Genomic DNA, 26,544 nt, shown 5'->3' with positions numbered 1-26,544 from the left:
CCGGCCCCGAGATCCTGCCACGCCATGTAGCGGCTACGGCTAGATAACAGTCCGATAATCACACGATTGCAGCAAAGATCTCCAGAGAGACTCGCCGAATAGCCGTAACCAACTACGGAGCGTTACATTCAGTACGCTGAATAGCCTGAGACGTCCCGCATCGCAGACGCCAAACCGGCCATGTGATCGGTCGCGTCGTCCAGCACCTCGGCCGGGTTCTGGAACTGCGTGCTCGCCGCCAGGGCCTTGCCGGCCTCGGCGACCAACGCACAGTAGCGGTCCACGCCGTCCGCGAGCTGGATCCGCAGCACTCGCACGCCCTCGACCAACGACGCGCGCTCCAGGTGCGGCGCGTTGTCGCGAGCGCGTTCGACGGCCTGCAACTGCGCCGAGACCGCGCGGATCGCCGAGGAGGCCTCCTGGGCGGTCTGACGGGCCTGCTGGACGGACTCGGTGGGCATCGACGTGAGCGCCGGCGAGTCGAGCTGCACGAGCAGCTGCGTCATCGCGTCCTCGGCGCTGTGGAGCTTCTCCATGGGCACCCGCGCGGACGAGATGTGCGCGGGCAGCGGCGGCCGGGGAGCGGGCGGCGGCGACAACGCGAGGCGCTGCCGGGCGACGCCGATCTCCTTCAGCTTGAACCCGCTGCGCACGGCGAGGACGGCGGGCACCGCCGCGCCGATCGAGCCGGTGACGGCGGCCCACGTGCCGAGCACGCCGATGAAGCCCAGCACCGCGAGGGTGCCGAGCATCGTGATCACGATCAGCCAGAACGTCAGCACGGCGTTGGTGCGCTTGCGCCGGCGTTCGAGCTTCGCGACCGGGTCGTTCCACTTCTGCAGGCGGTAACGCGCCTGCTCGGCCAGCGGGTGGCCCTGGAGCGACGCACCCAACTCGTTAACGACCTTGCGGACGATCTCGTTGTTGGGACGGTTTCTCCAGGGCTCCATGATCACCTGCTGACTCCTCCTGCCCAGGGCCTGCTCCCTGGGCCTCGTTCGATGAGAGGCGCGCCTGAGGTGGTTCCTGGTGGTGCGGGCGGACGAGCCGCGTACCGGTGTTGTACGTGGGTCGTCCGCCCGTGCCTCCAGGGGCCGCCTCAGGCCCGCCTATCGCGGACACGGGCCCAGGGAGCAGGCCCGTCGCCCAGATCAGTTCTGGGCGGGCGGGACCTGCTGCTGGGTCTTCTGCTCCGACTGAACGCGCTGCGCGATCTCGGCCTGGATCTGCGCGGCCGCGCTGTTGCCCGCCGTGACCTGCTGCGGGGTGCTCGACTGGCCGCCGTGCATGGACGCGCGGATCTGCTCCAGCCGCGACGAACCGGCGAGCTGGGTGGTCGAGGCCTGCACCTCGAGCATCCGGCCCTGCACGGAGTTCTGGGCGAGCTCCGCGGACCCGAGCGCGGTCGAGTAGCGCTTCTCGATCTTGTCGCGGACCTCTTCGAGCGACGGCACGTTGCCGGGCGCCGCGAGCTCGCTCATCTGGTTCAGCGACGCGGAGACCTGCTCCTGCATCTTCGCCTGCTCGAGCTGGCTGAGGAGCTTGGTGCGCTCCGCCAGCTTCTGCTGCAACATCATCGAGTTGCGCTCGACCGCCTGCTTGGCCTGTGCGGCGGCCTGCAGCGACTGGTCGTGCAACGTCTTGAGGTCCTCGATGCCCTGCTCGGCCGTGACGAGCTGGGTGGCGAAGCCCTGCGCGGCGTTCTCGAACTGGGCGGCCTTCTGCTCGTCGCCCTTCGCGCGCGCCTCATCGGCGAGCACGAGCGCCTGACGTGCGGAGGCCTGCAACTTCTCGACGTCGCCGAGCTGGCGGTTCAGCTTCATCTCCAGCTGACGCTGGTTGCCGATGACTGCTGCCGCCTGCTGGGAGAGCGCCTGGTGCTGACGCTGCGCCTCCTCGATGGCCTGCTGGATCTGCACCTTGGGGTCAGCGTGCTCGTCGATCTTCGACGAGAACGACGCCATCAGGTACTTCCAGAACTTCACGAACGGACTGGCCATCTCCTACGCCTGCCTTCTCGGTGCCGGTGTTGGATCCATCGTCTCAATTGTGCGTCGGCGTATCCACCGACATGGGGAGATATCCGGGAACACCCTGACCCACCCCGGGACTTAGGTAGACACGCCTTGCAACGTGCCAATCCTGCCCGCACCCGCGTCCCGAGACGCGGTGACCCAGCGTGCTGATGCCAAGCCGTTGCCTGCCGTTCAGCCCGCTGCCGTCGTTGTCAGTTGAACGTACGAAGAGGCAATCTTGTTGCAGACCGTCACGTGGCGGGGGCCACAGGCTTCGTGAGTTCACCCGAATGCAGGCGACCCCGCACGCCAGAGGGCGCACGGGGTCGTGGATGACATGGGGTTATGCCGCAGCGACGGCCTTGGGCTTCTCGCCGATCTTGCTCGTGAGCCTGTGACTGAGCATGGGCTGCAGGCGCAGATCGGACAGGTCGTCCGAGAGCGTGGACGGCAGCACGCGGCCACCCTCCAGCTTGCGTCCGTCCGAACGTCCGTCCGGAACGGTGTCGGGCACCGTGTCCGGCGTCTGCTGGACGGCGCCGATGTCGGAGGCGACGTGGTGCAGCAGTTCGGACAACGGAAGCTCTAACGCGTCACAGATGGCCGAGAGGAGCTCGCTGGAGGCCTCTTTGCGGCCGCGCTCCACCTCGGACAGGTACCCCAGGCTCACGCGGGCGGTCCGAGAGACCTCGCGCAGCGTGCGGCGTTGGTTGGTGCGGGCATGGCGAAGCCGATCACCGATCGCCTCGCGTAGCAGCACGGTCATCGCGCGCCTCCTTCCGGCCGGCCGTGTCCCTACGTTACCGATCGACACCGACAACGGGCACTGACTTCCGAACACGTCCGCCAAGGGCGAACGAACGCGGAGTCATCATTTGTTCCCGGCGTCGGTCATCAGCAGGTAATCCGAGAGCAGGACCAGGGCTTTTTCCACCGACCCCCGACGCACAGCAGAACGATCACCACTGAGAGTGATTGTCCGCACTGTGGACACTCCAGGTCCGCTCAAGCCGATGTGGACCGTTCCCAGGGGCACACCGTCCTGCGGATCGGGTCCGGCGACCCCGGTGAGCCCGATTCCCCAGTCCGATTTGCACCTTTTCTTGGCGCCTTCGGCCAGTTGGATCGCGACGTCGGGATGCACGGCCCCGTGCTCGTCGAGCAACTGCTGATCCACGTCCGCGAGCTCGTGCTTGAGCTCGGTGGCGTAGACGATCAACCCACCGCGGACCACGGCACTCGCCCCCGGTGTGTCGACGATCGTCGCGCACAGCAGACCCGCGGTGAGCGACTCGGCCGTGGCGACGGTCTGGTTCCTCGCTTTGAGCAGTTCGACGACGTTCATACCACCGCCCTCCCTGCCCTCGCCTTCAACTTGAACGCGCGGATGACGTAGTCGATTCCCGTGACGATGGTTAGCACGAGCGCGACCGCCATGATCACCCACGCGATCAGCTGGAGCACGTCGTTCTGCGGCAGCACGAACAGCCCGATGGCGATGACCTGGGCCAACGTCTTGGCCTTGCCGCCGCGGCTCGCCGGGATGACGCCGTAGCGGATCACCCAGAACCGCAGCAGAGTCACGCCGATCTCGCGCACGGCGATGACGATCGTGATCCACCACGGCAGCACGTCGAGGATGCTCAACCCGACCAGCGCCGAGCCGGTGAGCGCCTTGTCCGCGATCGGGTCGGCGATCTTGCCGAAGTCGGTGATGAGCCCGTGCTTGCGCGCGAGCGTGCCGTCGATGTGGTCGGTGAAGCTCGCGACCGCGAAGACGGCGAACGCGATCAGGCGCCACGTCGTGTCGAAGCCGCCCGCTTCGAACAGGGAGAACAGGAAGACCGGAACGAGTACCAGCCGCGCCATCGTGAGGATGTTCGCGACGTTGAGCAGCGGGACCTTCCGGGCTTCTGTCATGTCCCGATTACCTCGACGATCAGGTCCACGCCCTCGGAGTCGACCACCCGGCAGCGCACGAAGTCGCCGCGCTGGAGCCCCTCGGCCTCGAGCACGATGCACTCGCCGTCGACCTCGGGCGCCTGGTGCTCCGCGCGGCCGACGCAGTCGTTCTCGTCGTCTTCCTCGGTCTCGATCAGCACGGTGACCTCGGTGCCGACCCGGTCCTCCGCGCGCTGGCTGGTGAGCTCCTCGACGAGGTTGCCGATCCGCTGCACCCGCTCCGCGATGACGTCCGCGTCGAGCTTGCCGTCGAGCTCCTCGGCCTCGGTGCCGTCCTCGTCGGAGTAGCCGAAGATGCCGACCGCGTCGAGCCGCGCCTCCGTGAGGAACCGCTCGAGCTCCTGCAGGTCCGCCTCCGTCTCGCCGGGGAAGCCGACGATGAAGTTGCTGCGGATGCCGGCCTCGGGCGCGTGCTCGCGGATCTGCCACACGAGCTTGAGGAAGCTGTCCGTGTCCCCGAACCGGCGCATGCGGCGCAGCACGTTCTCGCTGGAGTGCTGGAACGACATGTCGAAGTAGTTCGCGACCTTGTCGGTCTTGGCGATGGCCGCCACCAGACTCGGCTTGGTCTCCGCGGGCTGCAGGTAGCTCACGCGCACGCGCTCGACACCGGGGATGCTCGCGAGGCGCGGAAGGAGTTGTTCGAGGGCACCCTGGTCGCGCGGCAGGTCCTTGCCGTAGCTCGTGGAGTTCTCGCTGACGAGGAAGAGCTCCTTGACGCCGTTCTCGGCGAGCCACATGGCCTCGGAGACGATCTCGTCGGGGTGCCGCGACACGAACGCGCCGCGGAAGCTCGGAATCGCGCAGAAGCTGCATCGCCGGTCGCAGCCACTTGCGATCTTCAGGGGCGCGACGGGCGCGTCGTCGAGGCGCTTGCGGGGCGTTTTGGTCGGACCCCAGCCGTGGCCGGGCACCTGAACGGCGTCCTTGGCCTCCTGGCGCTTCACCGGCGTGATCGGCAGCAGCGTGCGGCGGTCCACCGGCACGTGCGACTCGACGGGCTTGCCGTGCAACACGTCCTGAAGGCGCTCGGCGAGGTCGTTGTACTGGTCGAAGCCCAGGACCGCGGCCGCCTCCGGGAGGCTGTCCGCGAGCTCCTTGCCGTAGCGCTCCGCCATGCACCCGACGGCCACGACCTTGGCCCCGGTGTCGGACGCGGCGAGCAGCGTGTCGACGGAGTCCTTCTTGGCCTGCTCGACGAAGCCGCACGTGTTGACGACGACGACGTCAGCGCCCTCGTCCACCAGCTCCCAGCCGCCCTCGCCGAGGCGTCCGGCGAGCTCTTCGGAGTCGACCTCGTTGCGGGCGCAGCCCAGGGTCAGCAGCGACACGCGTCGCGGAGTGGTGGGAGAAGACACGACGCTCAGAGTAACCGGCCCAGGTCCCACCGCTGGAATCGCGCTGCCGAGGGCGATGTCCAGGAACGGCACCCACATTTCGTCCACTTCTGATGTCCAGTGCTCGTGGACCCTGTGCCCGTGCTCATCGAGTTGCTGAAGCAGGGGTACGCGGTGCCGGTGCTGCTGGCCGTGTTCGCGCTGCTCACCCGGCACGTGTGGGTCGAGCTGGCCCGTGCGTTCCGCGACTGGGTGCGCTCCGGTCACGACCGCCGTCGTGCCGGCCTGGAGAAGAAGGTGGTCGACCACGCCCTCAAGAGCGAGACCGAGGACGAGCGCGAGCACTCGGTCGAGCTGCTCCGCCTGTTGTTGAACGCTCCTGGTCACTCCCTGCCCGAGACACCTCCACCCGAGACACCTCCACCTGACGACCCACCGCCTGAGGAGAAGTCCTACTGAGGCGCGGCCCATACTTGACGGTTGTGACCAGTGGGGTAGTCGTGCGGCGTGCCCGCACCAGCGACGTGCGCGCCATGAAGGCGTTGATCGACGGATACGCGGGCAAGGTTCTGCTGGCCAAACCCCTGGTCACGCTCTACGAGGCGGTCCAGGAGTTCTGGGTGGCCGAGGAGGACGGCGAGCTGCTCGGGTGCGGCGCCCTGCACGTCATGTGGGAGGACCTGGCCGAGATCCGCTCCGTCGCGGTCTCCCAGCTGGCGCTGGGCAAGGGGGTGGGGCACCGGATCGTGGCCCAGCTCATCGCCACGGCCAAGGAGCTGCAGCTCGGGCGCATCTTCTGCCTCACGTTCGAGACCAAGTTCTTCAACAAGCACGGGTTCGTGGAGATCGAAGGGACGCCGGTGAGTCCCGAGGTCTACGAGGAGATCATGCGGTCGGTCGACGAGGGTGTGGCCGAGTTCCTCGACCTCAGCTACGTGAAGCCGAACACGCTCGGCAACAGCCGGATGCTCCTGGAGTTGTAACTCTTCGAGTAAATACTCGAAGAGTCTTGACTCAACGAACGGCACGCTCCAAGATTCGGGGCGTGTCCGAATCGCTGACCGTCGACGAGCTCGCTGCCCGGATCGGCCTGCCCAGCAGCACCATTCGCATGTACCAGACGAAGGGTGTGCTGCACGCGCCGAGACGGCAGGGACGCGTGGCGTACTACGACGCCTCGCACGTCGAGCGGTTGACGTTGGTGCAGCGGTTGCAGCAGCGGGGGTTCTCGTTGCCGGCGATCGCGGAACTGATCCAGGCGAGGGAAAAGGGCGAGTCGGTCGCCGCGGTGCTCGGCATGGGCGAGACCGAGGGGCCCGACGACTGGGTTCGGATCAAGGTGCGCGACATCAAGCACCTGATTCCGATGGGAGACGTCCAACCGCGACTCCTCCTCCGGGCTATGCGGTTGGGCTTGGTGCGGTGGAAGTACGGCTGGCCGCACGCGCGTCGCTGGGCACTCGAAGCGGGCGGTCGGCTGGCCGGCCTCAGGGTGCCCAGCGATGACGTCATGGACAGCTTCACGCGCCTGCGCACGGCGACCGACGCGGTGGCGGCGGACTTCGTGCGGTTGTTCGAACGGCAGTTCTGGCCGGAACTGGCGCGCAAAGCAGGGGATGAGAACCAACTCGAGAACGTGCGGGCGTTGCTGGTCGAGCTGACGTACACGGCGGAGACCGCGGTGGTCGGGACGCTGCGGGAGTCCATCCGGGACGCGGCGGAGGAGTTCGCGTCACGGCACGGGTTGTTGCCCAGTGACGACTACCAGCCCGCGTGGGCCGAGCAGCCGTTGCCGCCGATCGCCGAGAACCTCATGGATCCGGCCGGTGATCTGCCGAGCGAGCAGGAGATCGAACGCTTCCTGCAAAGGGGGGACGAGGATGAGCCTGGTCGCTGATCCCGCCTGGCACGCGCAAGTGAGAGACGAAGGCCTTGTGGTGTACGCGGGAGCTGATCTCGCGTACCTGATTCCGGACCTGCCCAGGGCGGTGGCCGTGGCGCTGGCGGGACTGTTCGAGCCAGTTTTGAGGGGAGTGGCTCGAACGGTCGACGAGAACCGGTTGGGGGAACCGGTTCGCCAGTACCTGGCCCAGCTGAGGACCCTGGGCGCTCTCCGCCCGGCCGGGTTGCCTCAGGGCGAAGCGCACCAGCCGATGGGGGTCGGCACGCGCTTCGTCGGAGAGGCACCCGCCGGGCTGGCAGAGCTGTTGCCGCACAACGAGAATCCGGATCTCCTGCTCGTGGTGCGGACGACCGGCACGCTGGTCGACCTGATCGAGGTGGCGCGCGAGACGAAGGTCCCGCACCTGTTGCTGGACCTCGCGTACCACCACACCGCCGCCGTCGGGCCCTTCGTGGTGCCCGGTGCCGGCGCGTGCCTGGCGTGCCTCGCGGTGCGGGCGGGGCGGCGGTGGGGGGATCCGCCGCCTCCCCCGCATCCGGCGGCGATGACGCACGACTTCCCTGTTTCTCTTGCTCTTCAAGCGATCCAGAACATCCGCAACGGCTCGCTGGCGCTGCTCGACACGGTCGTCACCGTCCACCTCGACGAGTTCACGACGACCCGCGAGAGCGTGCTGCCCGCGGCCGGGTGCGAGGTCTGCCCGGCCGTCGAGGTCGGGCGAGTGTCACTTCCTTGGGGGAACCTTGAACGCGACGGCAGTCCGGTTACCTGACCAGTTCTCACCCGGTGCGGCCGCCGCCAACGCCGCGACGCCCACCTGTTGCTGTTGTTGTTGCTGCTGCGCCGTTTCCTCGGTGGGCGCCGCCGTGCAGATCCCTGCGGCCCTGCGCGAGGACACCAAGCACCTGCCGCAGCCCCGCAGTCTGCTCGTGCTGCCGTCCGCGATCTTCCCGCTGCTCATCGTCGTGCTGCCGTTCGTGACGATGGGCGCGGTCTTCGACCTGCACTGGGGCTGGTGGGTGGCAGCGGCGACAGCCGCCCTGTCGTGGTCGGTGGCGGCAGGGTTCATCGCCCGGTCGCCCAAGCCGTGGCGCAGCTTCGGCAGGTTGCTCGGCTGGACCGTCCTGTGGTGCGTCGAACCGTTCGCCGTGCTCCTGGTGCTGGGCCCGATCGCGGCGACCCACGAGATCGCGGCGGTGGTGGTCGGCGTGCTCTACGTGCTCAGCGCCCTGCTGTGCGGCTACGGCATCTTCCGGCACTACCGGAGCAAGCCGTGAGGACCGTGGCGGAGGCCCTCGCGGAACGCGCCGTCGGCTGGCGCCAGGGCGTGGTGTCGCAGCTCCAGCCCGTGCCGCACAGTCTGTCCGATGTGGACGTCGAGGGCTGGGCCGCGGTGCCGGAACCCTTCGCCACGGGCGGAACCTCCGGCGGCACCACGAGAACAGCCGCCATCGCCGAGGCCCTCGAACGCCATGCGGCCGCACGTGCACAGCTCGACACCGCGACCACCGGCGAGTGCTGGCCGCTGGAACACTTCAGCCTGCACACGGTCGAGCAACGCGTGTCCCCGAACTACCGCTACCGCAAGGGATACGTCGACACGAGGTACACCACCGCGTGGACGCTCCCGGGCAACACACCGATCCGCGTCCCGGCGGGCCTGGTCGCGCTGGACCCGTCCTACGGCCTCCCGGCGACGTCATCGGGCCTCGCCGCGGGCCCGTCCACGACCAGTGCCCTGCTCCGCGCGGTCCAGGAACTCGTCGAGCGCGACGCGTTCACCACGACCTGGCTGCACTCCCTCGCCCCGCAACGCTTCGAGGCGGGCCTGCCGCACGGCGTCCAGGCGTTCGACCTGACCCCGGCCTACAGCCCGCACCCGGTGGTGGCCGTCGCGGGCTCGCTCCCGATCGCCGGCAAGCCACGACCGACCCTGGGCCTGGCGTGCCGCGCCACCACGGCAGAGGCCGTGCGGAAGGCCTACGAGGAATGGGTCCAGGGCACGGTGTTCATCGAGGTCTGGCTGGCCCGCAACGGCGCCGAGCCCATCACCGACGTCACGGACTTCGACAAGCACGCCGCCTACTACGCCACGAACCCGGAGCAGTGGGACGCCCTGCCGTGGTTCCAAGGCTTCGAGGCGGACCCACCAGAAGACGCGCAATCCCAAGGCACAGCGGCAGAACTGACCGAACTGGTGCACGCCCTGGCCAACGCGGACATCCGTCTCGCCTACCGCGAACTGACCACGCCGGAACTCTCCGCGGTGGGCCTGCACTGCGTCCGGGTGCTCTCCCCGGACCTCGCGCCGCTGCACTCCGACCACAACTGGCCGCACGTCGCCGGCCGCACCGGCGAGCTGGACTGGCGCTACCCGCACGCGTCACCAGGCACGTTCCCCAATCCCGCACCACATCCCCTGGGGTGAGCCCGTGTTCGACGACTTCTGGGCCGCGAGCCGCTTCTCCCCTCTGCACCAACGCAGACTCGGCGACCAGCTCCGCGACTTCCGCCCGCCGCCCCAGCTGATCGACCCGTTGGAGCTCCCCACGACTCCCACGCCACTTCCCCGCCCGGCAGACCGGCTGCAGAAGCTGTTCCAGGCGCGCAAAAGCACCCGCGACTTTGCCCGAAAACCCCTGAGCGACAAACAACTCGGCGCGGTTCTGGGCGCGCTCACCGACCACAGCTTTCCGTCGGCGGGCGGCCTCGACCCGTTGCGCTGCTACGCCTTCGTGCACGGCCGCGCGGTCCGCTACGACATCCGCCGCCACGCCCTGCAGGACATCGGTCCCGCGCCGGAGAACCTGCCCGAGATTCTCGGAACCCCTGACACCCCACCGCTGACGATCGTCCTGGTGTTAACGGACAAAGACTCGTTCGAGAAGTACGGCGAACGCGCGGGCCGCTTCGGCTTGATCGAAGCAGGTGCCGCGGCGCAGACGATCTGCCTCCGTTTGGCCGAACAGAACCTCGGCGGCTATCTGCTCGGTGGAGTAGCCGACCACGAGATGCTGCGGGCACTGGGACTTCCCCGTGAACTCCGGGTGGCCACCGCGATCGCCTGCGGCCATCCGGGCACCTGACGTTCATCAGATCGTGTCTACCGAGGACAGTCGATCACCCGCTACAACTGGCGAGACCCTGCTCACAATCCGAGGAGCTCGCCATGTCGAAGACCCTGCGCTCGGCATTCGTGGGTGCCGCCGCCTCGATCGCCCTGATCTTCACGGGCGCCCCGGCACACGCCGTGGACATCGTCGCGGTCACCGACGACTACCTGTACTCGAAGTCCCTGAGCCAGTTCACAACACTGCGCGCCCAGCAGCCCTACGCGGGTCAGCTGGACTGGTCGTCCGACGGCTGTTCGTACTCGCCGGACAACCCCTTCGGCTTCAAGTTCCTGCCGACCTGCCACCGCCACGACTTCGGCTACCGCAACTACAAGCGGCAGGGCCGGTGGAACGAGACGAACCGCCTGCGCATCGACAACAACTTCAAGGCCGACATGTACAACCAGTGCGGCTCGAACTGGGCGTGCAAGCGCACCGCGGACCTGTACTACGCCGCCGTCCGCCAGTTCGGCGGCAGCGCCAGCTCCACCGCCACGAGCATCCAGAAGGCCGGCCTGAAGTAGGCACGCGCGCAGCGGACGGCCTCACTCGTCGGTGGGGCCGCCGCCACGCATCAGGTAGACCACGTTCTCCAGCTCGTCCGGCTTGATCAGCACCTCACGGGCCTTGGAGCCCTCGGACGGCCCGACCACCCCGCGCGTCTCCAGCAGGTCCATCAGCCGTCCGGCCTTGGCGAACCCGACCCGCAGCTTGCGCTGCAACATCGACGTGGACCCGAACTGGGACGTCACGATCAGCTCGGTCGCCTGCACCAGCAGCTCGAGGTCGTCGCCGATGTCGGCGTCGATCTCCTTCTTCTCGCCGGCCTTCTGCGCGGTGACGCCGTCGGTGTACTCGGGCTGGGCCTGGTTCTTGGTGAACTCGACGATCGACGAGATCTCCTCGTCGCCGACGAACGCTCCCTGGATGCGGACCGGCTTGCCGGCGCCCATCGGCAGGTAGAGCGCGTCGCCCATGCCGATCAGCTTCTCGGCGCCGGGCTGGTCCAGGATGACCCGCGAGTCGGTCAGCGACGACGTGGCGAACGCGAGGCGCGACGGCACGTTCGTCTTGATCAGGCCGGTGACGACGTCGACGGACGGGCGCTGGGTGGCGAGCACCAGGTGGATGCCGGCGGCACGGGCCTTCTGCGTGATCCGGACGATCGCGTCCTCGACGTCGCGCGGTGCGGTCATCATCAGGTCGGCGAGCTCGTCGACGATCGCCATGATGTACGGGTACGGCCGGTAGACGCGTTCGGAACCGGGCGGCGCGGTGATCTCGCCGGACTTCACCTTGCGGTTGAAGTCGTCGACGTGCCGCACCCGGTTGACCTGCATGTCCTGGTAGCGCTGCTCCATCTCCTCCACCAGCCACGCCAGCGCCGCGGCAGCCTTCTTCGGCTGCGTGATGATGGGCGTGATCAGGTGCGGGATCCCCTCGTACGGCGTGAGTTCCACCATCTTGGGGTCGATGAGGATCATCCGGACCTCATCGGGCGTGGCGCGGGCGAGCAGCGACACCAGCATCGAGTTGACGAACGACGACTTACCGGAACCGGTCGAACCCGCCACGAGGAGGTGCGGCATCTTCGTCAGGTTCGCGGTGACCATGTGGCCCTCGATGTCCTTGCCGAGGCCGATCACCATCGGGTGCGTGTCCTTCACCGTCGAAGGCGAACGCAGCACGTCCCCGAGTCGCACCATCTCGCGGTCGCTGTTGGGCACCTCGATGCCCACCGCGGACTTGCCCGGAATCGGCGCCAGCAGCCGGACGTTGTCGGTGGCCACGGCGTACGCGATGTTCTTGGTCAGCGCGGTGATCTTCTCGACCTTCACGCCGGGGCCGAGCTCGACCTCGTACCGCGTCACCGTCGGGCCGCGGGTGAAGCCGGTGACCTGGGCGTCGATCGAGAACTGGTCCAGCACCCCGGTGATGGCCTCGATCATCTGGTCGTTGGCCTTGCTGCGGGACTTCGGCGCGTCGCCGTCCTTGAGGATGCCCGGCGGCGGCAGCTTGTAGTCGCCCTCGACCGCGCGCACGGCCATGTCCGGCGCGGTGGCGGCGGCCTTCTCCTTCTTCGCGACGGGCTTCGGCGCGGGTTCCGGTTCCGGCTCCTCCAGGGGCAGCTCCGGCGTCTCCTCGACCGGTTCCACGGCCTGGCGGCGCCGCGACGGGCGGCGCAGGCGGACCGGCTTCGGCTCCTCCTCCGGCTCGTCCGCGGTGGTGGCCTCCTCCTTGGAGGCGCCGGGGTGCAGCAACGAGCGGATTCGTTCGGGCGCCTGACGGATCGGTGTGTGCGTCACGACCAGCAGCCCGTACGCGAAGATCAGGAACAGCAACGGCCCGGCGACCCACGGCGTCAGCCCCTGCGCGAGGAACCCGCCGGCCAGGTACCCGAGCGCCCCACCGGCGCTGCGGCGTTCGACCGGGTCCATCGGCAGCCCGCCGATGAGGTGGAACATGCCGAGCACGCCGATCATCATCAGCGACGAGCCGATGATCAGCCGCGGCCGCGCGTCGGGCGTCGGGTCGGTGCGCATCAGCGTCACGCCGATGCCGAGCAGCACGACCGGCACGATCACCGCCGGGAACCCGACGGAGCTGCGCACGGCGACGTCGACCCACTGGCCGACCGGACCGCCCGCCTGCCACCACACGCCCGCGCCGGTGATCACGGCGAGCGCGATCAGCAGCAGCCCGAGTCCGTCGCGGCGGTGTTCGGGATCGAGGTCCTTGGTGCGGCTGACGGTGCGCACGAGGCTGCCGACACCACGGCCCAACGCACCCCACACGGCGCTGATGGCGCCGCCGCTCTTGCGCGCGGCGGGTTTCCTGGACGCGGTGGATCGCGCCCGCGGCTTGGCTGGTGCTTTGCCGCGTGACGTGGTCTTTCTCGAAGTCCCTGTGCGCCCGGCCATGTGTATAAGGTAGTCCCTCGCGTCTCACCAGCCCCGTTTGCAACTGGGACGCGTGCGAAACCTCATGGTTCCCCGGATCAAGCACGGTGTCGTTCCGACACGCCGTACGCTGCCCCGCGTGTCCACACCGCTCTTCTGGCGCGTGCTCATGGTGGTCGACCGTGGCCTGATCGCGCTGACCGGCAAGCTCGAGGTCTCGGGAGACATCCCGCCGGAGCTGCTCGGCAAGCCGTTGTTGCTGGCCTCCAACCACATCGGCAACCTCGACCCGATGGTGCTCATCGCGGCGTGCCGCAAGATCGGCGTCAACCCGCGCTTCATGCTCGCGGGCGGCCTGCTCGACGCGCCGGTCATGGGCCCGGCGCTCAAGGCGTGCGGTCACCTGCGCGTCGACCGGGCGTCGGCGAACGTCGGCGAGGCCATGCACCGGGCCGTGGCAGCGCTCCAGGCCGGTGGCGACCCGATCGCCGTCTACCCCGAGGGCAAGATCACCCTGGACCCGGGCATGTGGCCGGAGCGCGGCAAGACCGGCGTGGCCCGGATGGCGCTCGGCGGCGCGATCCCGGTGGTTCCGATCAGCCAGTGGGGTGCGCACGAGGCCGTGTACTGGGGGAACCTCAGCGTCGGCGGCTGGAGGGACCTGCTGCCCTACCTCACGTCGTGGCTGCGCGCGGTGCGCAGGCGCCCGACGTTCAAGGTCCACTTCGGCAAGCCCGTCGAGCTGTCCGACCTCAACGCCGAGACCATGGGCGACGCCCGCCGCGCGCACGAACGGATCATGCGCGCGATCACCGAGGGCCTGGCGCCGTTGCGCCTGGACGAACCGGACGTGCCGAAGTTCCACGACCCGACCCGTCCGACGACCGGTTCCTCCCCTTGGCGGCCCGCCTGATCGAGTAGGCGAGCACGGTCACCAGCATCGTCAACGGCATCGGGTTGCCCATCCAGAGCCCGAGACCGAAGTCGATCCCCGCGATGACCAGGCACGCGAAGAACGTCGCCGCGCTCGCCGTGGGCAGCTTGACCTTCGGGTCGGCCCACGGCGTACGCCCCCACGGCTTCGCGACGCTCAACCAGGCCTGGAACGAGATCGCGCTGATCATCAACGCCGTCCCGACCGGCATCCACGCGCTCGTGTGCCCGTCGATCGCCTGCGCCAGGTTGCCGCTCAGAATGAAGATGCCCACGTAGAGCTGGCTGACCGTGATCACGAACTTCGCGAGCACCCACCAGTGCCGGAAGTACCCCCACGGCGTCGTCGCGCTGAGCATGAACCCGCTGAACGCGCTGACGTTCGCCATGATGGCGAGCACCCCGTGGTCGAGGAAGCGCGCCATCCTGAACGCGTTCACGTCGCCCGTCTTCATGCCGTACAGCAGCAGGGCGAGCAGCGCGACGGCCTGGCTGAGCCAGCCGACCGAGGTCACGACGTGCAACCACACCAACAGGGTCCGAGCGCGCTTCTGCATGACATGTAGCTTGCCTACCTATCGCGGCGGGCACATCAGGGATCGCCCCTAGGCGAGGTCGTGCAGCCGTGCGCGCACCTCGGGCGTGCGCGGGTGGTCGTAGTCCTCGTAGATCGTCAGCGCTTCCAGCAGGTGCGTGCGCGCGACCTCCGGCTGGCCCGCGCTCGTCTCCCCCAGCCCGTGCAACGCCTCCGCGAGGCTCTTCCGGTCGCCGAGCACGCGCAGGAACGTGATGCCGTGCCGGAACGACTCCCGCGCCTGGCCCGCTTGACCGAGCCCGAGCAGCGCCCAGCCGATGCTGACCAGCGCCATCGCCTTGCCGTGCACGGCGTCGTGCGCGTCCATCAGGTCGAACGCCGTGCGCGCCGACGCCAGCGACGCGTCGAACTGGCCCGCCGAGCGCAGGATGTCGCTGTGGAACAGGCGCGTACCCGCCTCGCCGAACCACGACCCCACCTCGGCGTGACCTCGCAGCGCCTCGCCGAACCGGTCGACGGCCAGGTCGAACTGGCGCAGGCCGCCGTACGCCATGCCGAGGCCCGTCAGGCTCCACGCGGCGCCGGCCGCGTCACCGATCTCGCGCCTGATGGACAAGGCCCGGTCGAAGAGTTCCAGCGCGTCCGCGAAACGTTCGCCGCGGAACGCCGCGAGCCCCTGACCGTGCACCGCCCACGCGCGTACGGCCTGGTTGCCGTCACGGGCCGCGCTGCGTTCGGCGACGCGGTAGGAGCGCATCCACTCGTCGAGCGCGCTCGACACGATGAAGTAGTTCCACAGCGCCACCGGGATCTGCCAGGCCGTGGGCGAGTCGTGCTCCTCGCCCAGCCTCGTCACGGCCAGCAGGTTCGAGGATTCCGTTCTGCACCAGGTGAAGGCCTCGTCGTGCGAGGTGAAGTCCTGAGTGGACAGTGGCGGCAGCAGGAACGACGGGTGGTCGGGTGGCGCGATCAGGGCGCCCGCGGCGTTCGCGGTGTCGAAGTACCAGCCCAGCAGGCGTGCCACGGCGTCGTCGCGGCCCGTCGCCGACTCCTCGGTGGCGCTGAGTTCCGTGGCGTACAGGCGAAGCAGGTCGTGCAGGCGGTAGCGGCCGCGGGCGACCTCCTCCAGCATGTGGCCGCCCGCGAGCACGTCCAGCAACGTCCGTGCGCGCGACACGGGCACTCCTGCCAGCGCCGCCACGGCGTTCAGGCTGATCTCGGCGCCGGGGTGCAGGCCGATCAGCCGGAACGTCCTCGCGGCGTCGGGTTTCAGGGCCAGGTACGACCACGAGAAGGCGGCGCGCACGGCCGTGTCCTCGTCATCGCCCGTGGCCAGCACGTTCAGCCTGTCGCGTTCGTCCGCCAGGTCGCTCGCCAGGTCGGCGAGGGTCAGATGTGGCCGTGTGACAACGCGTTCGGCCGCGATCCGGACGGCCAGCGGGAGGTGCCCGCACAGTTCCACGAGCTTGGCGGCGGCCTCCGGTTCGGCGGCCACACGGTCGGAACCGACGGCGGACGTCAGCAGCGCGAGGCCTTCGTCGCGGGAGAGCGTCGACAACGTCAGGGAGTGCGCGCCGTCGCGGGCGACGAGTCCGCCGAGGTGGTTGCGGGACGTCACGAGCACCATCGACGTGGAGCGGCCCGGCAGCAGCGGGCGGACCTGCTCGGCGAGCCGTGCGTTGTCGAGCAGCACCAGCACCCGTTTGCCCGCGAGGACACTGCGGTAGAGCGCGGACTTCGCGGGCAGGTCGTCCGGGATGCGTTCGGACGGCACGCCGAGGCTGTGCAGGAGCTGGTGCAACGCGGCGGCGGGCTGCACGGGCGGTGCCGACGAGTCGAAGCCGCGCAGGTCGACGTGCAGCTGGCCGTCCGGGAAGCGTGCCGCGACCTGGTGCGCGAACCTGACGGCCAACGCGGTCTTGCCCACCCCGCCGGTGCCGGTGATCGCGACGAGCACCGGTGCGTGGTCGTGCGGGACGACCTCGGTGAGCTTCGCGAGCTCCTTCTCGCGGCCGGTGAAGTCGCGGATCTCGTGCGGCAGCTGGACGGGCACCAGCGCGGGCGCGGCGGGTTCCGGTTGCGGGTCGGGCCTGCCGACGAGGAGCTGTTCGTGCACCTGACGGAGCTCGGGGCCGGGTTCGATGCCGAGCTCGTCGATCAGCAACCGCCGCAGGTCCGCGTAGACGGCGAGCGCCTCCGCCTGCCTGCCGCCGCGGTACAGCGCGGACATCAGCAGGCCGTGCAGCCGTTCACGCAACGGATGCGCGCTCACGAGCGTGGTGAGTTCAGCGGCCACTTCGGCCTCACGACCGACCGTGAGCATCAGGGCCGCACGTTGCTCCACGGCCGTGAGCCGGAGTTCGGCCAGGCGCGCGCGTTCCACGGCGGCGAACGGTCCCGGCACGCCGTCCAGAGCGACGCCCCGCCAGAGTCCCAGCGCCGCGTCGAACGCGGCCAGCGCCTGTTCCGGCTGGTCGCGAAGCCGTCCGGCCTCGTCCAGGTGGGCGCGGAACACGGCCGCGTCCGAACACCGCGAAGGGAGCCTCAGCAAGTATCCAGCGTCCGTGGAGAGCAGCACGGAACTCGGTGCGCGCGACGCCCGGCCCGGTTCGAACAGCCTGCGCAGGCCGGCGACGTAGGTGTGGATGCCGTTGTCGGCGCTGGCCGGCGGGTCGTCACCCCACACGGCGTCGATGAGCTCGCTGCGCGACACGACGTGGTTCGCGCGCAAGGCGAGCACCGCGAGCACGGCTCTTTGCCGCGGCGGGCCGAGCGTCAGCTCCTGACCGTCCACCGCGGCCGCGAGCGCGCCCAGCAAGCTGACGCGCAACTCGTTCCGCACTCTTCGTCTCACTTCGTCGCTGTCCGCGTTCACCCAGCAACCTACCGTCAGTTTTCGTCCAGAAGCCATCCAGAGGGCGTGCAGAGACCTTCTCCACACTTCACTCAGGTGGATTGGGTCGAAATGAGGGGCGGGGTATGAACGCGGCCGAGGTCTTCGACACGCTCGGACTGGAATACCAACGCGCTTGGTCGCACCAGCCCGCACTGCACGGCACGCTCGCCTGGTTCGCCGCGACGCAGCCCTCGGGCTCGCGCGTGCTCGACATCGGCTGCGGCACGGGCGTTCCCGTGGCCCGCACCCTCGCCAAGGCGGGCATGAAGGTCACCGGGCTCGACGTCTCCCCCGTGATGGTGGACCTCGCGACGGAGCAGGTGCCCGGCGCGACGTTCCACAAGATCGACATCCGCGACTTCGAGTCGCCCCCCGGCTCGTGGGACGTCATCTGCGCGGTGTTCTCGCTGCTGCAGATGTCCCAGGCCGAGATCATCCAGACCCTCGGCCAGATCTCGACCTGGCTGCGGCCGGGCGGCCACTTCTTCCTCGCCACCGTCGCGATCGACGTCGAGAAGGTGACGCTGCCCTGGATGGGGCAGGAGATCGAGGTGTCGTCGTTCTCCGAGGAGAACTTCGAGGCGCACCTGGCCGAGGTCGGCCTGCGCGTCGTGCGCCGGAGCCGGCCGGTCTTCACCCCGTCGTACCCCGGCGCCACGCCCGAGGAGTCGCTGCACCTGGTGTGCCAGCGCCCCTAGGCGCCGAGTTCCTTCACCACGTCCCAGAAGGCGCCCTCCGGTGCCCGATCGAACAGCGCCCGGCGCACGGCTCGGGCGTGCGCGGGGCGGGCTTCGGCCAGCGCGGCACGACCCGCGTCGGTCGCGATGACGAACATCCGCCGGCCGGGGCGAGGAACGGCTGGCGGCCGCGGCCGCGCTCCTGCCGGGCGTCGAGACGTTCGTCAACGACGTCGCCACGCCTTCGGGCAGGTCGCTGCTGGCCGACCACGTCCGCGCGGCCATGCCGGACCTCGACGTGCTGATCAACAACGCGGGCATCCAGCGACGCGTCGGCATCACCGCGGACCAGGCGCTGTGGGACGAGGTGCAGCACGAGATCGACGTCCTGCTCGCCGCACCGATCCACCTCGGCCGCCTGCTCGTGCCGGTGATGCTCGCGCACGGCCGCCCCAGCACACTGATCAACGTGACGTCCGGCGGCGCGTTCGTGCCGCAGCCGTTCGCGCCGGTCTACAGCGCCTCCAAGGCCGCGTTGCACAGCTACACCGTCAACCTGCGCAAGGCGTTGGCGGACACGACGGTCCGGGTGGTCGAACTGATCCCACCCGCCGTGGCGACCGAACTCGCCGGGCCGGGCCAGTCGCACGGCGCCGACCTCGACGAGTTCTGCGACACGGTCTTCCCGCAGTTGGACGGCTCGAAGCCCGAGGTCGGCTTCGGCCCGACGCTGCAGCTGATCTAGCGACCGATCGCCCGCAACCCCTCGGGAGGCGCGCCTTCGTGCACCTCGCCGTCACGCACGAGCCACGCCCGCCCGTAGTCCATCTCGCCGGTCAGCACGAAGAACCCGACCGGGTGGTCACCGTGCTCGTCCACGAACTTGGCGATCTCGGCGACGTGCGCACGCACCCAGTCCACCCAGTCCGCGCGCACGTTGCCGCCGTACGTCACGTAAAGCGTCGAGTTGAACCATCTCTCCGGCACGTGCCAGCCCGCCGAGTAGAGGTCGTGCTCGTGCTCGTCCAGGACCTCCCGCACCGCGTCGCGATGCTCGTGCGCCAGCTCGAGCCACCCGCGCACCGAGACGTAGAGGGCCATCAGTGCTGCTCCGCCAGCGCGCGACCGATGAAGTGCGCCGACAGCAACGCGAAGATGTACGCCTGCAACACCTGCACCAGCGCCTCCAGGAAGAACAACGCGATCGCGAGCGCGAACCCGATCACCGACACCGGCTTGAGGTAGATCGGCGCGTTGAACAGCAGGAACTCGCTGCCGAGCGTGAACACCAGGATCAGCAGGTGGCCCGCGAACATCGCCGCGAACACCCGGATCGCGAGGTTCACCGGGTCGAAGAAGAACTTGAGGATGACCTCGGTCGGGATCAGCAGGCCCCACAGCACGGGCTTCGGCACGCCCGGGATGACGAACTGGTTGCGCAGATAGCCCTTGAGCCCGAACTTCCGGATGCCCACGTAGTGGTAGAGCGGAAAGATGATGATCAAAGCGATCGCGAACGGGAACCCGCTGTGCGTGAACGTCGGGAACTGCACGAGCGGAATCAGCCCGTAGACGTTGTTCACCAGCACGAAGCAGAAGATGCTGACGATCAGCGGAACGTACGGCGCGAATTCCTTGGCACCGATCTGCTCGCGCGCGATCGTGTTGCGCCCGAAGTCGTAGACCGATTCCGCGGCGAACTGCCAGCGGGACGGCACGATCTTCAGGTTCCTGGTCGTGACCAGGAAGAACGTCAGGATGATCACCACCGACAGCACCAGCAGGACCTGCGGCTTCGTCACCTCGAGGGTGAACGGCAGGCCGAACGGCTCCTGCCAGCTGAAGATCGGTGGGAGAAGAATGTCTTCTTTGCCCGGTGGGTTGAAGACGTCATTACCGGCCATTGGGCGACCCCCTCGTCCATGGTCTGGGACTAGACCTTATCGGACGAGGGGGACGCAGATCACAGCAGGGTCACGCCGCGATCTGCTTTCACACCAACGGGTTACACCGGGATGACCGTCGGAACGATCATCGGACGGCGGCGGTAGGTCTCCGCCACCCAGCGGCCCACGACGCGGCGCACGGCCTGCGCGATCCGGTGCGTGTCGGTGATGCCCTCGGCCTCGGTGCGCGCGAGTTCCATCTCCACGAGCGGCACGACCGCCTCCAGCGCCTTGGGGTCGTCGGAGAAGCCCCGGCCGGAGATCGTCGGCGCCACCACGGCGCGTCCGGTGGTCTGGTCGATGGCGACGGAGATCGAGATGAAGCCGCCCTCGCCCAGCACGAGGCGGTCGGACAGCGTCGACTCGCCGACGTCGCCCACGGACAGGCCGTCGACGTAGACGTGGCCGACTACGACTCGGCCGGAGACCGACGCCTTGCCGTCGATCAGGTCGACGACGACGCCGTCCTCGGCGATCACGACGTGGTCCTCGGCCACACCCGTGGCGACCGCCAGCGCGGCGTTGGCGCGCAGGTGACGCCATTCGCCGTGCACCGGCATGACGTTGGACGGCCGCACGGCGTTGTAGAGGAACAGGAGCTCGCCCGCCGGGGAGTGGCCGGAGACGTGCACCTTGGCGTTGCCCTGGTGGACGACGGTGGCGCCCAGCTTGGCGAGGCCGTTGACGACGTTGAAGACCGCGTTCTCGTTGCCGGGGATCAGCGACGACGCGAGGATCACCGTGTCGCCCGCGCGGATCGAGATCTGGCGGTGCTCGCCGCGGGCCATGCGGGACAGCGCGGAGAGCGGTTCGCCCTGCGAGCCGGTGGAGACGAAGATGACCTCGTCCTCCTCCATCCGCATCGCGACGTCGAGGTCGACGAACAGGCCGTCCGGCACGTTCAGGAAGCCCAGGTCGGCGGCGATGCCCATGTTGCGGACCATCGAGCGGCCGACGAACGCGATCTTGCGCTTGTACTGCACGGCCACGTCGAGGACCTGCTGGACGCGGTGCACGTGCGAGGCGAAGCACGCCACGATGACGCGCTGGTCGGCCTTGCGGATCACGTTCTCGAGCACGGGGCCGATCTCGCGTTCCGGCACGACGAAGCCGGGCACCTCGGCGTTGGTCGAGTCGACCAGGAACAGGTCGACTCCCTCGTCGCCCAGGCGCGAGAAGCCGGCCAGGTCGGTGAGGCGGCCGTCCAACGGCAGCTGGTCGAGCTTGATGTCACCGGTGTGCAGCACCAGACCGGCGGACGTGCGGATGGCCACGGCCAGCGCGTCCGGGATCGAGTGGTTGACGGCGAAGAACTCCAGCTCGAACGGCCCGAACGGGTGCCGCTCGCCCTCGCGCACCTCGACCAGGCGCGGGTTCTGCCGGTGCTCGCGGCACTTGGCGGCGAGCAGCGCCAGCGTGAAGCGGGAACCGACGACCGGCAGGTCCGGGCGCAGCTTGAGCAGGAACGGGACCGCGCCGATGTGGTCCTCGTGGCCGTGCGTCAGGACGATGGCGTCGATGTCGTCGAGCCGGTCCTCGATGGCGCGGAAGTCGGGCAGGATCAGGTCCACACCGGGCTGATCGTCTTCGGGGAACAGAACTCCGCAGTCGACCACGAGCAGCCTGCCGGCGTGCTCGAAGACGGTCATGTTGCGGCCGACCTCGCCGATTCCGCCGAGAGCGACGACGCGGAGGCCGCCTTCCGGCAGTGCGGGTGGCAGTTCGGTCGATTGGGTCACGCGTTGACTCCCAGTTCGGCCGCGATGGCCTCGATGTCTTCGGCGGCGGCCGGCACCAGCGGCAGACGGGGATCACCCACGTCGAGTCCGCGCAGGCGCAGCGCCGCCTTCGTGTACGTCACGCCGGGAACCCGGCGGAAGGGTCGCAGCAAAGGCAGCAGCGACTCGTGGATTTCCTTCGCCCGGGCCACGTTCCCGGCTTCAAAAGCTTCGACGAGGTCCCGCAGGCGGTCGGCCGCGAGGTGGCCGATCACGCTCACGAACCCGACGGCGCCCACGGAGAGCCACGGCAGGTTCAGCGGGTCGTCGCCCGAGTAGTAGGCGAGATCCGTCCTGGCGATCACCTGGCTGCCGGCGTGCAGGTCGCCCTTGGCGTCCTTCACGGCGACGATGCGCGGGTGCTCGGCCAGCCGCAGGATGGTGTCGACCTCGATCGGCACGATCGCGCGCGGCGGGATGTCGTAGAGCATCACCGGCAGCTCGGAGGCGTCGGCGACGGCGGTGAAGTGCGCCAGCAGGCCTTCCTGCGGCGGCCGCGAGTAGTACGGCGTCACGACCAGGGCGCCGTGCGCGCCCGCCCGTTCGGCCTGCTGCACCAGGTGGATGCTGTGCGCGGTGTCGTAGGTGCCCGCACCGGCCACCACGGTCGCGCGGTCGCCCACGGCCTCGACGACGGCCGTGATCAGCGCCGTCTTCTCCCGGTCGGTGGTCGTGGGGCTCTCACCGGTGGTGCCGTTCACGACCAGACCGTCGTTGCCCAGGTCCACCAGGTGCTTCGCCAGTTCCTGCGCTTTGGGGAGATCGACCTCGCCGCGCGAGTCGAACGGCGTGACCATGGCGGTGAGAACGCGGCCGAACGGGCGGTTCGGCGCTGCGTAGGGGCTTGCGGGCATGCGCAGAAACTACCCGAGTTCACACACTTCGGTTCAACGACCGCACCCGTTGCACCGCGTCGGCGTCACCGCTGTATTCCACGCGGACCTCGTCGCGCCCGAACGCCAGCATCACGAGCTCGGCCACCTCACCGGTGATCACCACGCCGTTCGCGCCCTGCTTGACGACGACGTGGTCGCCATCAGGCCGTACGAGCGTCACGCCGACGGGCGACGACCGGTACGTCATGCGCGCGGTGAACGGCAGCACCTTCCACAGCACCTTCTCGCGGCGCTCGTCGTACGGCCGTGGCTCCCAGTCCGGCTGTGCCCGCCGCACGTCCTCGTGATGCACGAAGTACTCGCTGCTGTTCACCAGGTCGTCGATCGGCTGGACCCAGAACGGCGGCGTGCGCACGAGGTCGAGGAGCTCGCTCCACGCCTTGTGCGCGTAGTCCGCCTGGACCTTCTCGGTCCACTTCGTGAAGACGGGCAGCAGGATGCCGGGAGCGGTGTCGAGGCGGCGCTCGCGGATCGCGAGGTGCGCCGCCAGGTCCTTGGTCGACCACGTGCCGCACAACGTCGGCGCGTCGGGACCGAGCTCGGTCATCAGGTCGACCAGGGCCTTGCGCTCATCGCGGGCGAGACTCACTCCCCCATTCCACCACAGCCGGGTCTCGCTACGGCTTGTAGCAGTCCTTGAAGCCCGCCGGCTTGGACGAGTTGTCCGCGAGGAGCTTCTCGACCTGGTCGCGCTTCAGGTTCTCGGGGTAGCCGGGCCAGTCGGGCTCCTGCCCGTTGACGTGCAGCTCGTCGAGCCAGTAGCCGGACTGCCCCGAGGTCTTCGCGAACTCCAGCTCGCAGCCCTTGACGTTGACCATCACCTCGATGGTCTTGTCCTTGGACTTGATCGTGCGCTTGCCGATCTTCTTGGACTTCGACTCGGTCTCCGTGCTGGGCTCACCGGGGTTGCTGAAACCTGCGGCCTTGAGCTCGGAGACGAACTTGTCCTCGTTGCTGGTGCACGCCGAGAGGGCGGCTGTCGCACCGAGGACCAAAAACGCGGAGATGATCCGTCGCTTCACTTGTCAGTTGTCCTTCTTCGCACTGATGGTGCCGTCCAGTTTGCTGCCGTCCTTGGCGCCCGCGAGGCACCAGATCTTGCGCTCCGCGTTGCCGCTCTTGTCCTTGGTCCACGAGCTCTCGCTGGGAACCAGGGTGGTGAGCTTGAGCTTCGAACCGTCCTTGATCCAGGGCGAGTTCAGCGTCATCTCACAGCGTGCCACCCCGAGGCTCTTCAGGGAGTCGATTCCGGGATATGCGGCGTCGGGCAGGTTGGAGGCGACGGGCAGCGTGTCGATCGCGTCGAACACCTCGAAGTCGTGCGGCTTGTCGCACTCCTCGCGGGTGTCGGAGTTGAGCAGCTTGGCCGGCGCGACCTCACCGAGGCCGCAGGTGTTCTCGTACAGGCCGAACACCGGGATCTCCGCGCCCTCGCCGTACGTCAGCGCGGTGCTGCCGCTGCTGCCACCGGGAGTGTTGAACGCCTTGTTCGTGAAGATGCCGCCGGTGAACGCCGCCGCCGCGATGACGACCGCGCCGACCAACGCGATGATGCGGTTGCGCTTCTTCTTCGCCGGGTCGACGGCCGGGGCCTGCTGGTACTGCTGCGTCTGCTGGGGCGAGATGCCGGTGGGCGGCGTCGGCTGGTTGCCGATGCTGGAGAGCATCGCGCGGGCTTGCGGGCCGGACAGCCGGGCGTTCGGGTCGGCGATCAGCAGGCCGGTGATCACGGCGCCGAGCACGCCCGTCGCGCGGGTCAGCCGCGGCGTCTCGCTCATGATCGCGTGCAGCGTCGAGGCCGTGGAGGAGCGTTCGAACGGGCTCCAGCCCTCGACGGCGTAGCAGAGGGTCGCGCCCAGGGCCCACAGGTCGGACGCGGGACCGGCCTCGTGGCCATGGATGCGTTCCGGCGCCATGTAGGCGGGCGAGCCGATGAGGCTGCCGCTCGTGGTCAGGCGCGGGTCGTCGACGGCCTGGGCGATGCCGAAGTCGGTGAGCTTGAGCTTGCCGTCCGGGCGGACCATCAGGTTGCCGGGCTTCACGTCGCGGTGCACGATCCCGGCCTGGTGCGCGGTCTCGAGCGCGGACAGCGCCTGCAGCGCCATCGAGATGACCTGGTTCGGCGGCATCGGGCCGTGCACGCTGATCAACGTCGACAGCGTGGCCGCCTCGACCAGTTCCATGACGATGTACGTCGTGCCGTTCTCGTTGATCGCGTCGTAGACCGTGACGACGGCGGGGTCGTTGAGCTTGCCCGCCGTGCGTGCCTCACGGAGCGCGCGCTCTTCGAGCACACGGCGTTCCTCGTGCGCGATGCCGTCCGGCAGGTGCAGTTCCTTGATGGCGACGAAGCGCCCGATGTGCCGGTCCTGGGCGCGCCAGACGATGCCCATGCCGCCGCGGCCGAGCTCCGCCACCAGGGCGTACCGGCCGGCGATGACGCGCGGTTCGACTGCCTGTCCGTGCAACGTGCGCTCCTACAACCTCGGAACCGGGGGCGTTGACGGTACTTGAGACCCGCCAACTGGAGGATCGGTTCCTAAGCTTCCGGCGCTACAACCAGTTCGTGACCTGCGGCACGCAACGCCACCACGGCACGGCCCAAGTCGGTCTGCTTCACCAACAGATGGTCGGTGTCGTATGTGGACAGCGCGAACAACGAGACGCCCGCCGCCGCCAGTTCACCCGCGAGAGCGGCCATGATGCCGGTGAGGGTGAACTCCAGCGGCCCCCGCACGGTGAGCAGCCGCCAGCCCTTCTCCGCCGCCTCGCCGTCCAGTTCGAACGACGCGGGCCCGATGATCGACAGCTCGGCCGGGGTCCTGGTCACGGACACCAGGACGCCGGTGAGGTCGAGCAGCCCGCTGGGGACCGGCGCGTCCGGTGCCAGGCGCGTGACCGCGTATTCGCCGGGCCGGACGTCCACGATGAGCCGCTTCATGCGCTCAGCCTTCAACCACCAGCGGGCTGGAGGCAACTTCTGTGCCGTCCGGGAGTGTCGAGATCACGAAGTCGGCGAACGCGTTGGGCGCGGCCTTGGTCAGCTCGCGCAGGCACGCGACGGCGAGCTCGCGCAGTTCGACGTTGATGTGCTCGGTCGCGCGCATCGCGATGAAGTGCCGCCACGAGCGGTAGTTGCCCGTCACGACGATCTCGGTGCCCGTGGCGTTGGGCAGCACGGACCGGGCGATCTGCCGTGCGCGCCGGCCGTTGACGGACTTCTCCAGGCTCTGCACGAGGTCCTCGTACGCCTTCAGGCTCGCCTCGGTCGCGGCGACGAACCGCGCGTGCAGCTCCGGGTCCTTCGCGATCAGGTCCGGTTCGACGACGTCGGTCGGGTCGGTGCGCTGGGAGAGCTGCGAGTACGAGAAGTGCCGGTGCCGGATCAGCTCGTGGGTGAGCGAGCGGGACAGCTCGGTCAGGTAGAGCGACGCGCTGCCGTGCTCGAACGCGGCGAGGTGGCCGACGTCGAGCAGGTGGTGCAGGAACGTCGCGTTGGTGTTCGTCATCGGGTTCGAGCGGTCCCACGACTGGTAGCAGGCCCGGCCGGCGAACTCGACGAGCGCGGCGCCACCGTCCGCGTCGGTCGTCCACGGCACGTCGTCCGGTGGGATGAACTCGGTTTTCGCCACCAAGCGCACTCTCGGCATGTC

At 68.9% G+C, this 26,544-nt stretch carries 29 protein-coding genes and 1 pseudogene; 11 read left to right on the top strand and 19 right to left on the bottom strand.

Features of this window, described 5'->3' with window-relative positions; genetic code table 11:
* Positions 1-128: 128 nt before the first annotated feature.
* From ACFWNN_RS37120 to rimO, 6 genes are all read right to left on the bottom strand, one after another.
* Positions 129-950: a hypothetical protein gene (locus ACFWNN_RS37120; RefSeq protein ID WP_382444632.1), complete on the bottom strand. Its 822-nt coding sequence runs from the start codon at positions 948-950 to the stop codon at positions 129-131.
* 201 nt (positions 951-1,151) lie between these two features.
* Complete coding sequence (locus tag ACFWNN_RS37115) at positions 1,152-2,000, bottom strand: PspA/IM30 family protein (protein WP_382444631.1); 849 nt, start codon at positions 1,998-2,000, stop codon at positions 1,152-1,154.
* Between the two features lie 358 nt (positions 2,001-2,358).
* On the bottom strand, positions 2,359-2,781 hold the full coding sequence (locus ACFWNN_RS37110; protein WP_382444630.1) for a helix-turn-helix domain-containing protein: 423 nt from the start codon (positions 2,779-2,781) through the stop codon (positions 2,359-2,361).
* Between the two features lie 105 nt (positions 2,782-2,886).
* Entirely contained in the window at positions 2,887-3,360 is a 474-nt protein-coding gene (locus ACFWNN_RS37105; protein WP_382444629.1) for a CinA family protein, read from the bottom strand.
* Positions 3,357-3,935, bottom strand: a complete 579-nt coding sequence (pgsA, locus tag ACFWNN_RS37100; RefSeq protein ID WP_382444628.1) for a CDP-diacylglycerol--glycerol-3-phosphate 3-phosphatidyltransferase — start codon at positions 3,933-3,935, stop codon at positions 3,357-3,359. The genes ACFWNN_RS37105 and pgsA overlap by 4 nt, the downstream gene beginning before the upstream one ends.
* Positions 3,932-5,335, bottom strand: coding sequence for a 30S ribosomal protein S12 methylthiotransferase RimO (gene rimO, locus ACFWNN_RS37095; protein WP_382444627.1), 1,404 nt, complete (start codon positions 5,333-5,335; stop codon positions 3,932-3,934). The genes pgsA and rimO overlap by 4 nt, the downstream gene beginning before the upstream one ends.
* A gap of 120 nt (positions 5,336-5,455) precedes the next feature.
* On the opposite strand from rimO, the gene ACFWNN_RS37090 reads away from it, so the two are divergent.
* The 8 genes from ACFWNN_RS37090 to ACFWNN_RS37055 all read left to right on the top strand — a co-directional run bounded on the left by ACFWNN_RS37090 (position 5,456) and on the right by ACFWNN_RS37055 (position 10,854).
* Positions 5,456-5,773 carry a hypothetical protein gene (locus ACFWNN_RS37090; protein ID WP_382444626.1) on the top strand — a complete coding sequence of 106 codons (318 nt, stop codon included), beginning with the start codon at positions 5,456-5,458 and terminating at the stop codon, positions 5,771-5,773.
* A gap of 23 nt (positions 5,774-5,796) precedes the next feature.
* Positions 5,797-6,297, top strand: coding sequence for an amino-acid N-acetyltransferase (locus ACFWNN_RS37085; RefSeq protein WP_382444625.1), 501 nt, complete (start codon positions 5,797-5,799; stop codon positions 6,295-6,297).
* A gap of 62 nt (positions 6,298-6,359) precedes the next feature.
* Positions 6,360-7,211, top strand: coding sequence for a MerR family transcriptional regulator (locus tag ACFWNN_RS37080; protein WP_382444624.1), 852 nt, complete (start codon positions 6,360-6,362; stop codon positions 7,209-7,211).
* Positions 7,195-7,989 carry a hypothetical protein gene (locus ACFWNN_RS37075; RefSeq protein WP_382444623.1) on the top strand — a complete coding sequence of 265 codons (795 nt, stop codon included), beginning with the start codon at positions 7,195-7,197 and terminating at the stop codon, positions 7,987-7,989. Before ACFWNN_RS37080 ends, ACFWNN_RS37075 begins: the two co-directional genes overlap by 17 nt.
* A 94-nt stretch (positions 7,990-8,083) precedes the next feature.
* A complete protein-coding gene (locus tag ACFWNN_RS37070; RefSeq protein ID WP_382444622.1) occupies positions 8,084-8,494 on the top strand; it encodes a hypothetical protein in 411 nt (136 codons plus the stop codon).
* A complete protein-coding gene (locus ACFWNN_RS37065) occupies positions 8,491-9,645 on the top strand; it encodes a YcaO-like family protein (RefSeq protein WP_382444621.1) in 1,155 nt (384 codons plus the stop codon). The genes ACFWNN_RS37070 and ACFWNN_RS37065 overlap by 4 nt, the downstream gene beginning before the upstream one ends.
* Before the next feature lie 4 nt (positions 9,646-9,649).
* Entirely contained in the window at positions 9,650-10,303 is a 654-nt protein-coding gene (locus ACFWNN_RS37060; protein ID WP_382444620.1) for a nitroreductase family protein, read from the top strand.
* An 83-nt stretch (positions 10,304-10,386) separates the two neighbouring features.
* A complete protein-coding gene (locus ACFWNN_RS37055; RefSeq protein ID WP_382444619.1) occupies positions 10,387-10,854 on the top strand; it encodes a phospholipase in 468 nt (155 codons plus the stop codon).
* Positions 10,855-10,875: 21 nt separating this feature from the next.
* Here the strand turns inward: ACFWNN_RS37055 and ACFWNN_RS37050 are convergent, their stop codons facing one another.
* On the bottom strand, positions 10,876-13,251 hold the full coding sequence (locus tag ACFWNN_RS37050) for a DNA translocase FtsK 4TM domain-containing protein (protein WP_382444618.1): 2,376 nt from the start codon (positions 13,249-13,251) through the stop codon (positions 10,876-10,878).
* A gap of 118 nt (positions 13,252-13,369) precedes the next feature.
* On the opposite strand from ACFWNN_RS37050, the gene ACFWNN_RS37045 reads away from it, so the two are divergent.
* Positions 13,370-14,143 (top strand): lysophospholipid acyltransferase family protein, encoded by a 774-nt coding sequence (locus ACFWNN_RS37045; RefSeq protein ID WP_382444617.1) that lies wholly within the window; start codon positions 13,370-13,372, stop codon positions 14,141-14,143.
* Here ACFWNN_RS37045 and ACFWNN_RS37040 read toward each other — a convergent pair.
* Both ACFWNN_RS37040 and ACFWNN_RS37035 read right to left on the bottom strand, forming a co-directional pair.
* Positions 14,040-14,720 (bottom strand): hypothetical protein, encoded by a 681-nt coding sequence (locus ACFWNN_RS37040; RefSeq protein ID WP_382444616.1) that lies wholly within the window; start codon positions 14,718-14,720, stop codon positions 14,040-14,042. The two genes, ACFWNN_RS37045 and ACFWNN_RS37040, sit on opposite strands and share 104 nt — an antisense overlap.
* 48 nt (positions 14,721-14,768) lie before the next feature.
* Positions 14,769-17,540, bottom strand: a complete 2,772-nt coding sequence (locus ACFWNN_RS37035) for a BTAD domain-containing putative transcriptional regulator (protein ID WP_382444615.1) — start codon at positions 17,538-17,540, stop codon at positions 14,769-14,771.
* Between the two features lie 137 nt (positions 17,541-17,677).
* On the opposite strand from ACFWNN_RS37035, the gene ACFWNN_RS37030 reads away from it, so the two are divergent.
* Complete coding sequence (locus ACFWNN_RS37030) at positions 17,678-18,292, top strand: class I SAM-dependent methyltransferase (RefSeq protein ID WP_382444614.1); 615 nt, start codon at positions 17,678-17,680, stop codon at positions 18,290-18,292.
* On the opposite strand, the gene ACFWNN_RS37025 is transcribed toward ACFWNN_RS37030, so the two are convergent.
* Positions 18,289-18,429, bottom strand: a complete 141-nt coding sequence (locus ACFWNN_RS37025; protein WP_382444613.1) for a hypothetical protein — start codon at positions 18,427-18,429, stop codon at positions 18,289-18,291. The two genes, ACFWNN_RS37030 and ACFWNN_RS37025, sit on opposite strands and share 4 nt — an antisense overlap.
* 17 nt (positions 18,430-18,446) lie before the next feature.
* Between ACFWNN_RS37025 and ACFWNN_RS37020 the strand changes: the two are divergent.
* Positions 18,447-19,016, top strand: a pseudogene (locus ACFWNN_RS37020) (SDR family NAD(P)-dependent oxidoreductase); the annotation flags it as partial.
* On the opposite strand, the gene ACFWNN_RS37015 reads toward ACFWNN_RS37020, so the two are convergent.
* The 9 genes from ACFWNN_RS37015 to thyX form a co-directional block, all read right to left on the bottom strand.
* On the bottom strand, positions 19,013-19,372 hold the full coding sequence (locus ACFWNN_RS37015) for a hypothetical protein (RefSeq protein ID WP_382444612.1): 360 nt from the start codon (positions 19,370-19,372) through the stop codon (positions 19,013-19,015). The pseudogene ACFWNN_RS37020 and the gene ACFWNN_RS37015 sit on opposite strands and share 4 nt — an antisense overlap.
* On the bottom strand, positions 19,372-20,175 hold the full coding sequence (atpB, locus tag ACFWNN_RS37010) for a F0F1 ATP synthase subunit A (protein ID WP_382444611.1): 804 nt from the start codon (positions 20,173-20,175) through the stop codon (positions 19,372-19,374). The genes ACFWNN_RS37015 and atpB overlap by 1 nt, the downstream gene beginning before the upstream one ends.
* 101 nt (positions 20,176-20,276) lie before the next feature.
* Positions 20,277-21,956, bottom strand: coding sequence for a ribonuclease J (locus ACFWNN_RS37005; RefSeq protein WP_382444610.1), 1,680 nt, complete (start codon positions 21,954-21,956; stop codon positions 20,277-20,279).
* Positions 21,953-22,849 carry a 4-hydroxy-tetrahydrodipicolinate synthase gene (gene dapA / locus ACFWNN_RS37000; protein WP_382444609.1) on the bottom strand — a complete coding sequence of 299 codons (897 nt, stop codon included), beginning with the start codon at positions 22,847-22,849 and terminating at the stop codon, positions 21,953-21,955. The genes ACFWNN_RS37005 and dapA overlap by 4 nt, the downstream gene beginning before the upstream one ends.
* A gap of 19 nt (positions 22,850-22,868) precedes the next feature.
* Positions 22,869-23,480, bottom strand: coding sequence for a TIGR03085 family metal-binding protein (locus ACFWNN_RS36995; RefSeq protein WP_382444608.1), 612 nt, complete (start codon positions 23,478-23,480; stop codon positions 22,869-22,871).
* A 28-nt stretch (positions 23,481-23,508) separates the two neighbouring features.
* A complete protein-coding gene (locus ACFWNN_RS36990; RefSeq protein ID WP_382444607.1) occupies positions 23,509-23,913 on the bottom strand; it encodes a hypothetical protein in 405 nt (134 codons plus the stop codon).
* Between the two features lie 3 nt (positions 23,914-23,916).
* Positions 23,917-25,359 (bottom strand): protein kinase, encoded by a 1,443-nt coding sequence (locus ACFWNN_RS36985; protein WP_382444606.1) that lies wholly within the window; start codon positions 25,357-25,359, stop codon positions 23,917-23,919.
* Between the two features lie 71 nt (positions 25,360-25,430).
* Positions 25,431-25,832, bottom strand: a complete 402-nt coding sequence (locus ACFWNN_RS36980) for an ACT domain-containing protein (protein WP_382444605.1) — start codon at positions 25,830-25,832, stop codon at positions 25,431-25,433.
* A gap of 4 nt (positions 25,833-25,836) precedes the next feature.
* Complete coding sequence (thyX, locus tag ACFWNN_RS36975; protein WP_382444604.1) at positions 25,837-26,541, bottom strand: FAD-dependent thymidylate synthase; 705 nt, start codon at positions 26,539-26,541, stop codon at positions 25,837-25,839.
* Positions 26,542-26,544: the final 3 nt, after the last annotated feature.

Origin of the sequence: Lentzea sp. NPDC058450, from assembly GCF_042721395.1 — a bacterium.
Classification (GTDB): Bacteria; Actinomycetota; Actinomycetes; order Mycobacteriales; family Pseudonocardiaceae; genus Lentzea.
The sequence above is the reverse complement of the archived record's forward strand: the minus strand, read 5'-3'. Positions and strand labels throughout refer to the sequence as shown.

Excerpts from the sequence above, each read along its gene's own strand:
- ACFWNN_RS37120 (WP_382444632.1), bottom strand. The coding sequence starts at position 950 with ATGGAGCCCTGGAGAAACCGTCCCAACAACGAGATCGTCCGCAAGGTC.
- ACFWNN_RS37115 (WP_382444631.1), bottom strand. The coding sequence starts at position 2,000 with ATGGCCAGTCCGTTCGTGAAGTTCTGGAAGTACCTGATGGCGTCGTTC.
- ACFWNN_RS37110 (WP_382444630.1), bottom strand. The coding sequence starts at position 2,781 with ATGACCGTGCTGCTACGCGAGGCGATCGGTGATCGGCTTCGCCATGCC.
- ACFWNN_RS37105 (WP_382444629.1), bottom strand. The coding sequence starts at position 3,360 with ATGAACGTCGTCGAACTGCTCAAAGCGAGGAACCAGACCGTCGCCACG.
- pgsA (WP_382444628.1), bottom strand. The coding sequence starts at position 3,935 with ATGACAGAAGCCCGGAAGGTCCCGCTGCTCAACGTCGCGAACATCCTC.
- ACFWNN_RS37075 (WP_382444623.1), top strand. The coding sequence starts at position 7,195 with ATGAGCCTGGTCGCTGATCCCGCCTGGCACGCGCAAGTGAGAGACGAA.
- ACFWNN_RS37055 (WP_382444619.1), top strand. The coding sequence starts at position 10,387 with ATGTCGAAGACCCTGCGCTCGGCATTCGTGGGTGCCGCCGCCTCGATC.
- ACFWNN_RS37050 (WP_382444618.1), bottom strand. The coding sequence starts at position 13,251 with ATGGCCGGGCGCACAGGGACTTCGAGAAAGACCACGTCACGCGGCAAA.
- ACFWNN_RS37040 (WP_382444616.1), bottom strand. The coding sequence starts at position 14,720 with ATGCAGAAGCGCGCTCGGACCCTGTTGGTGTGGTTGCACGTCGTGACC.
- ACFWNN_RS37030 (WP_382444614.1), top strand. The coding sequence starts at position 17,678 with ATGAACGCGGCCGAGGTCTTCGACACGCTCGGACTGGAATACCAACGC.
- ACFWNN_RS37025 (WP_382444613.1), bottom strand. The coding sequence starts at position 18,429 with ATGTTCGTCATCGCGACCGACGCGGGTCGTGCCGCGCTGGCCGAAGCC.
- ACFWNN_RS37015 (WP_382444612.1), bottom strand. The coding sequence starts at position 19,372 with ATGGCCCTCTACGTCTCGGTGCGCGGGTGGCTCGAGCTGGCGCACGAG.
- atpB (WP_382444611.1), bottom strand. The coding sequence starts at position 20,175 with ATGGCCGGTAATGACGTCTTCAACCCACCGGGCAAAGAAGACATTCTT.
- dapA (WP_382444609.1), bottom strand. The coding sequence starts at position 22,849 with ATGCCCGCAAGCCCCTACGCAGCGCCGAACCGCCCGTTCGGCCGCGTT.
- ACFWNN_RS36980 (WP_382444605.1), bottom strand. The coding sequence starts at position 25,832 with ATGAAGCGGCTCATCGTGGACGTCCGGCCCGGCGAATACGCGGTCACG.
- thyX (WP_382444604.1), bottom strand. The coding sequence starts at position 26,541 with ATGCCGAGAGTGCGCTTGGTGGCGAAAACCGAGTTCATCCCACCGGAC.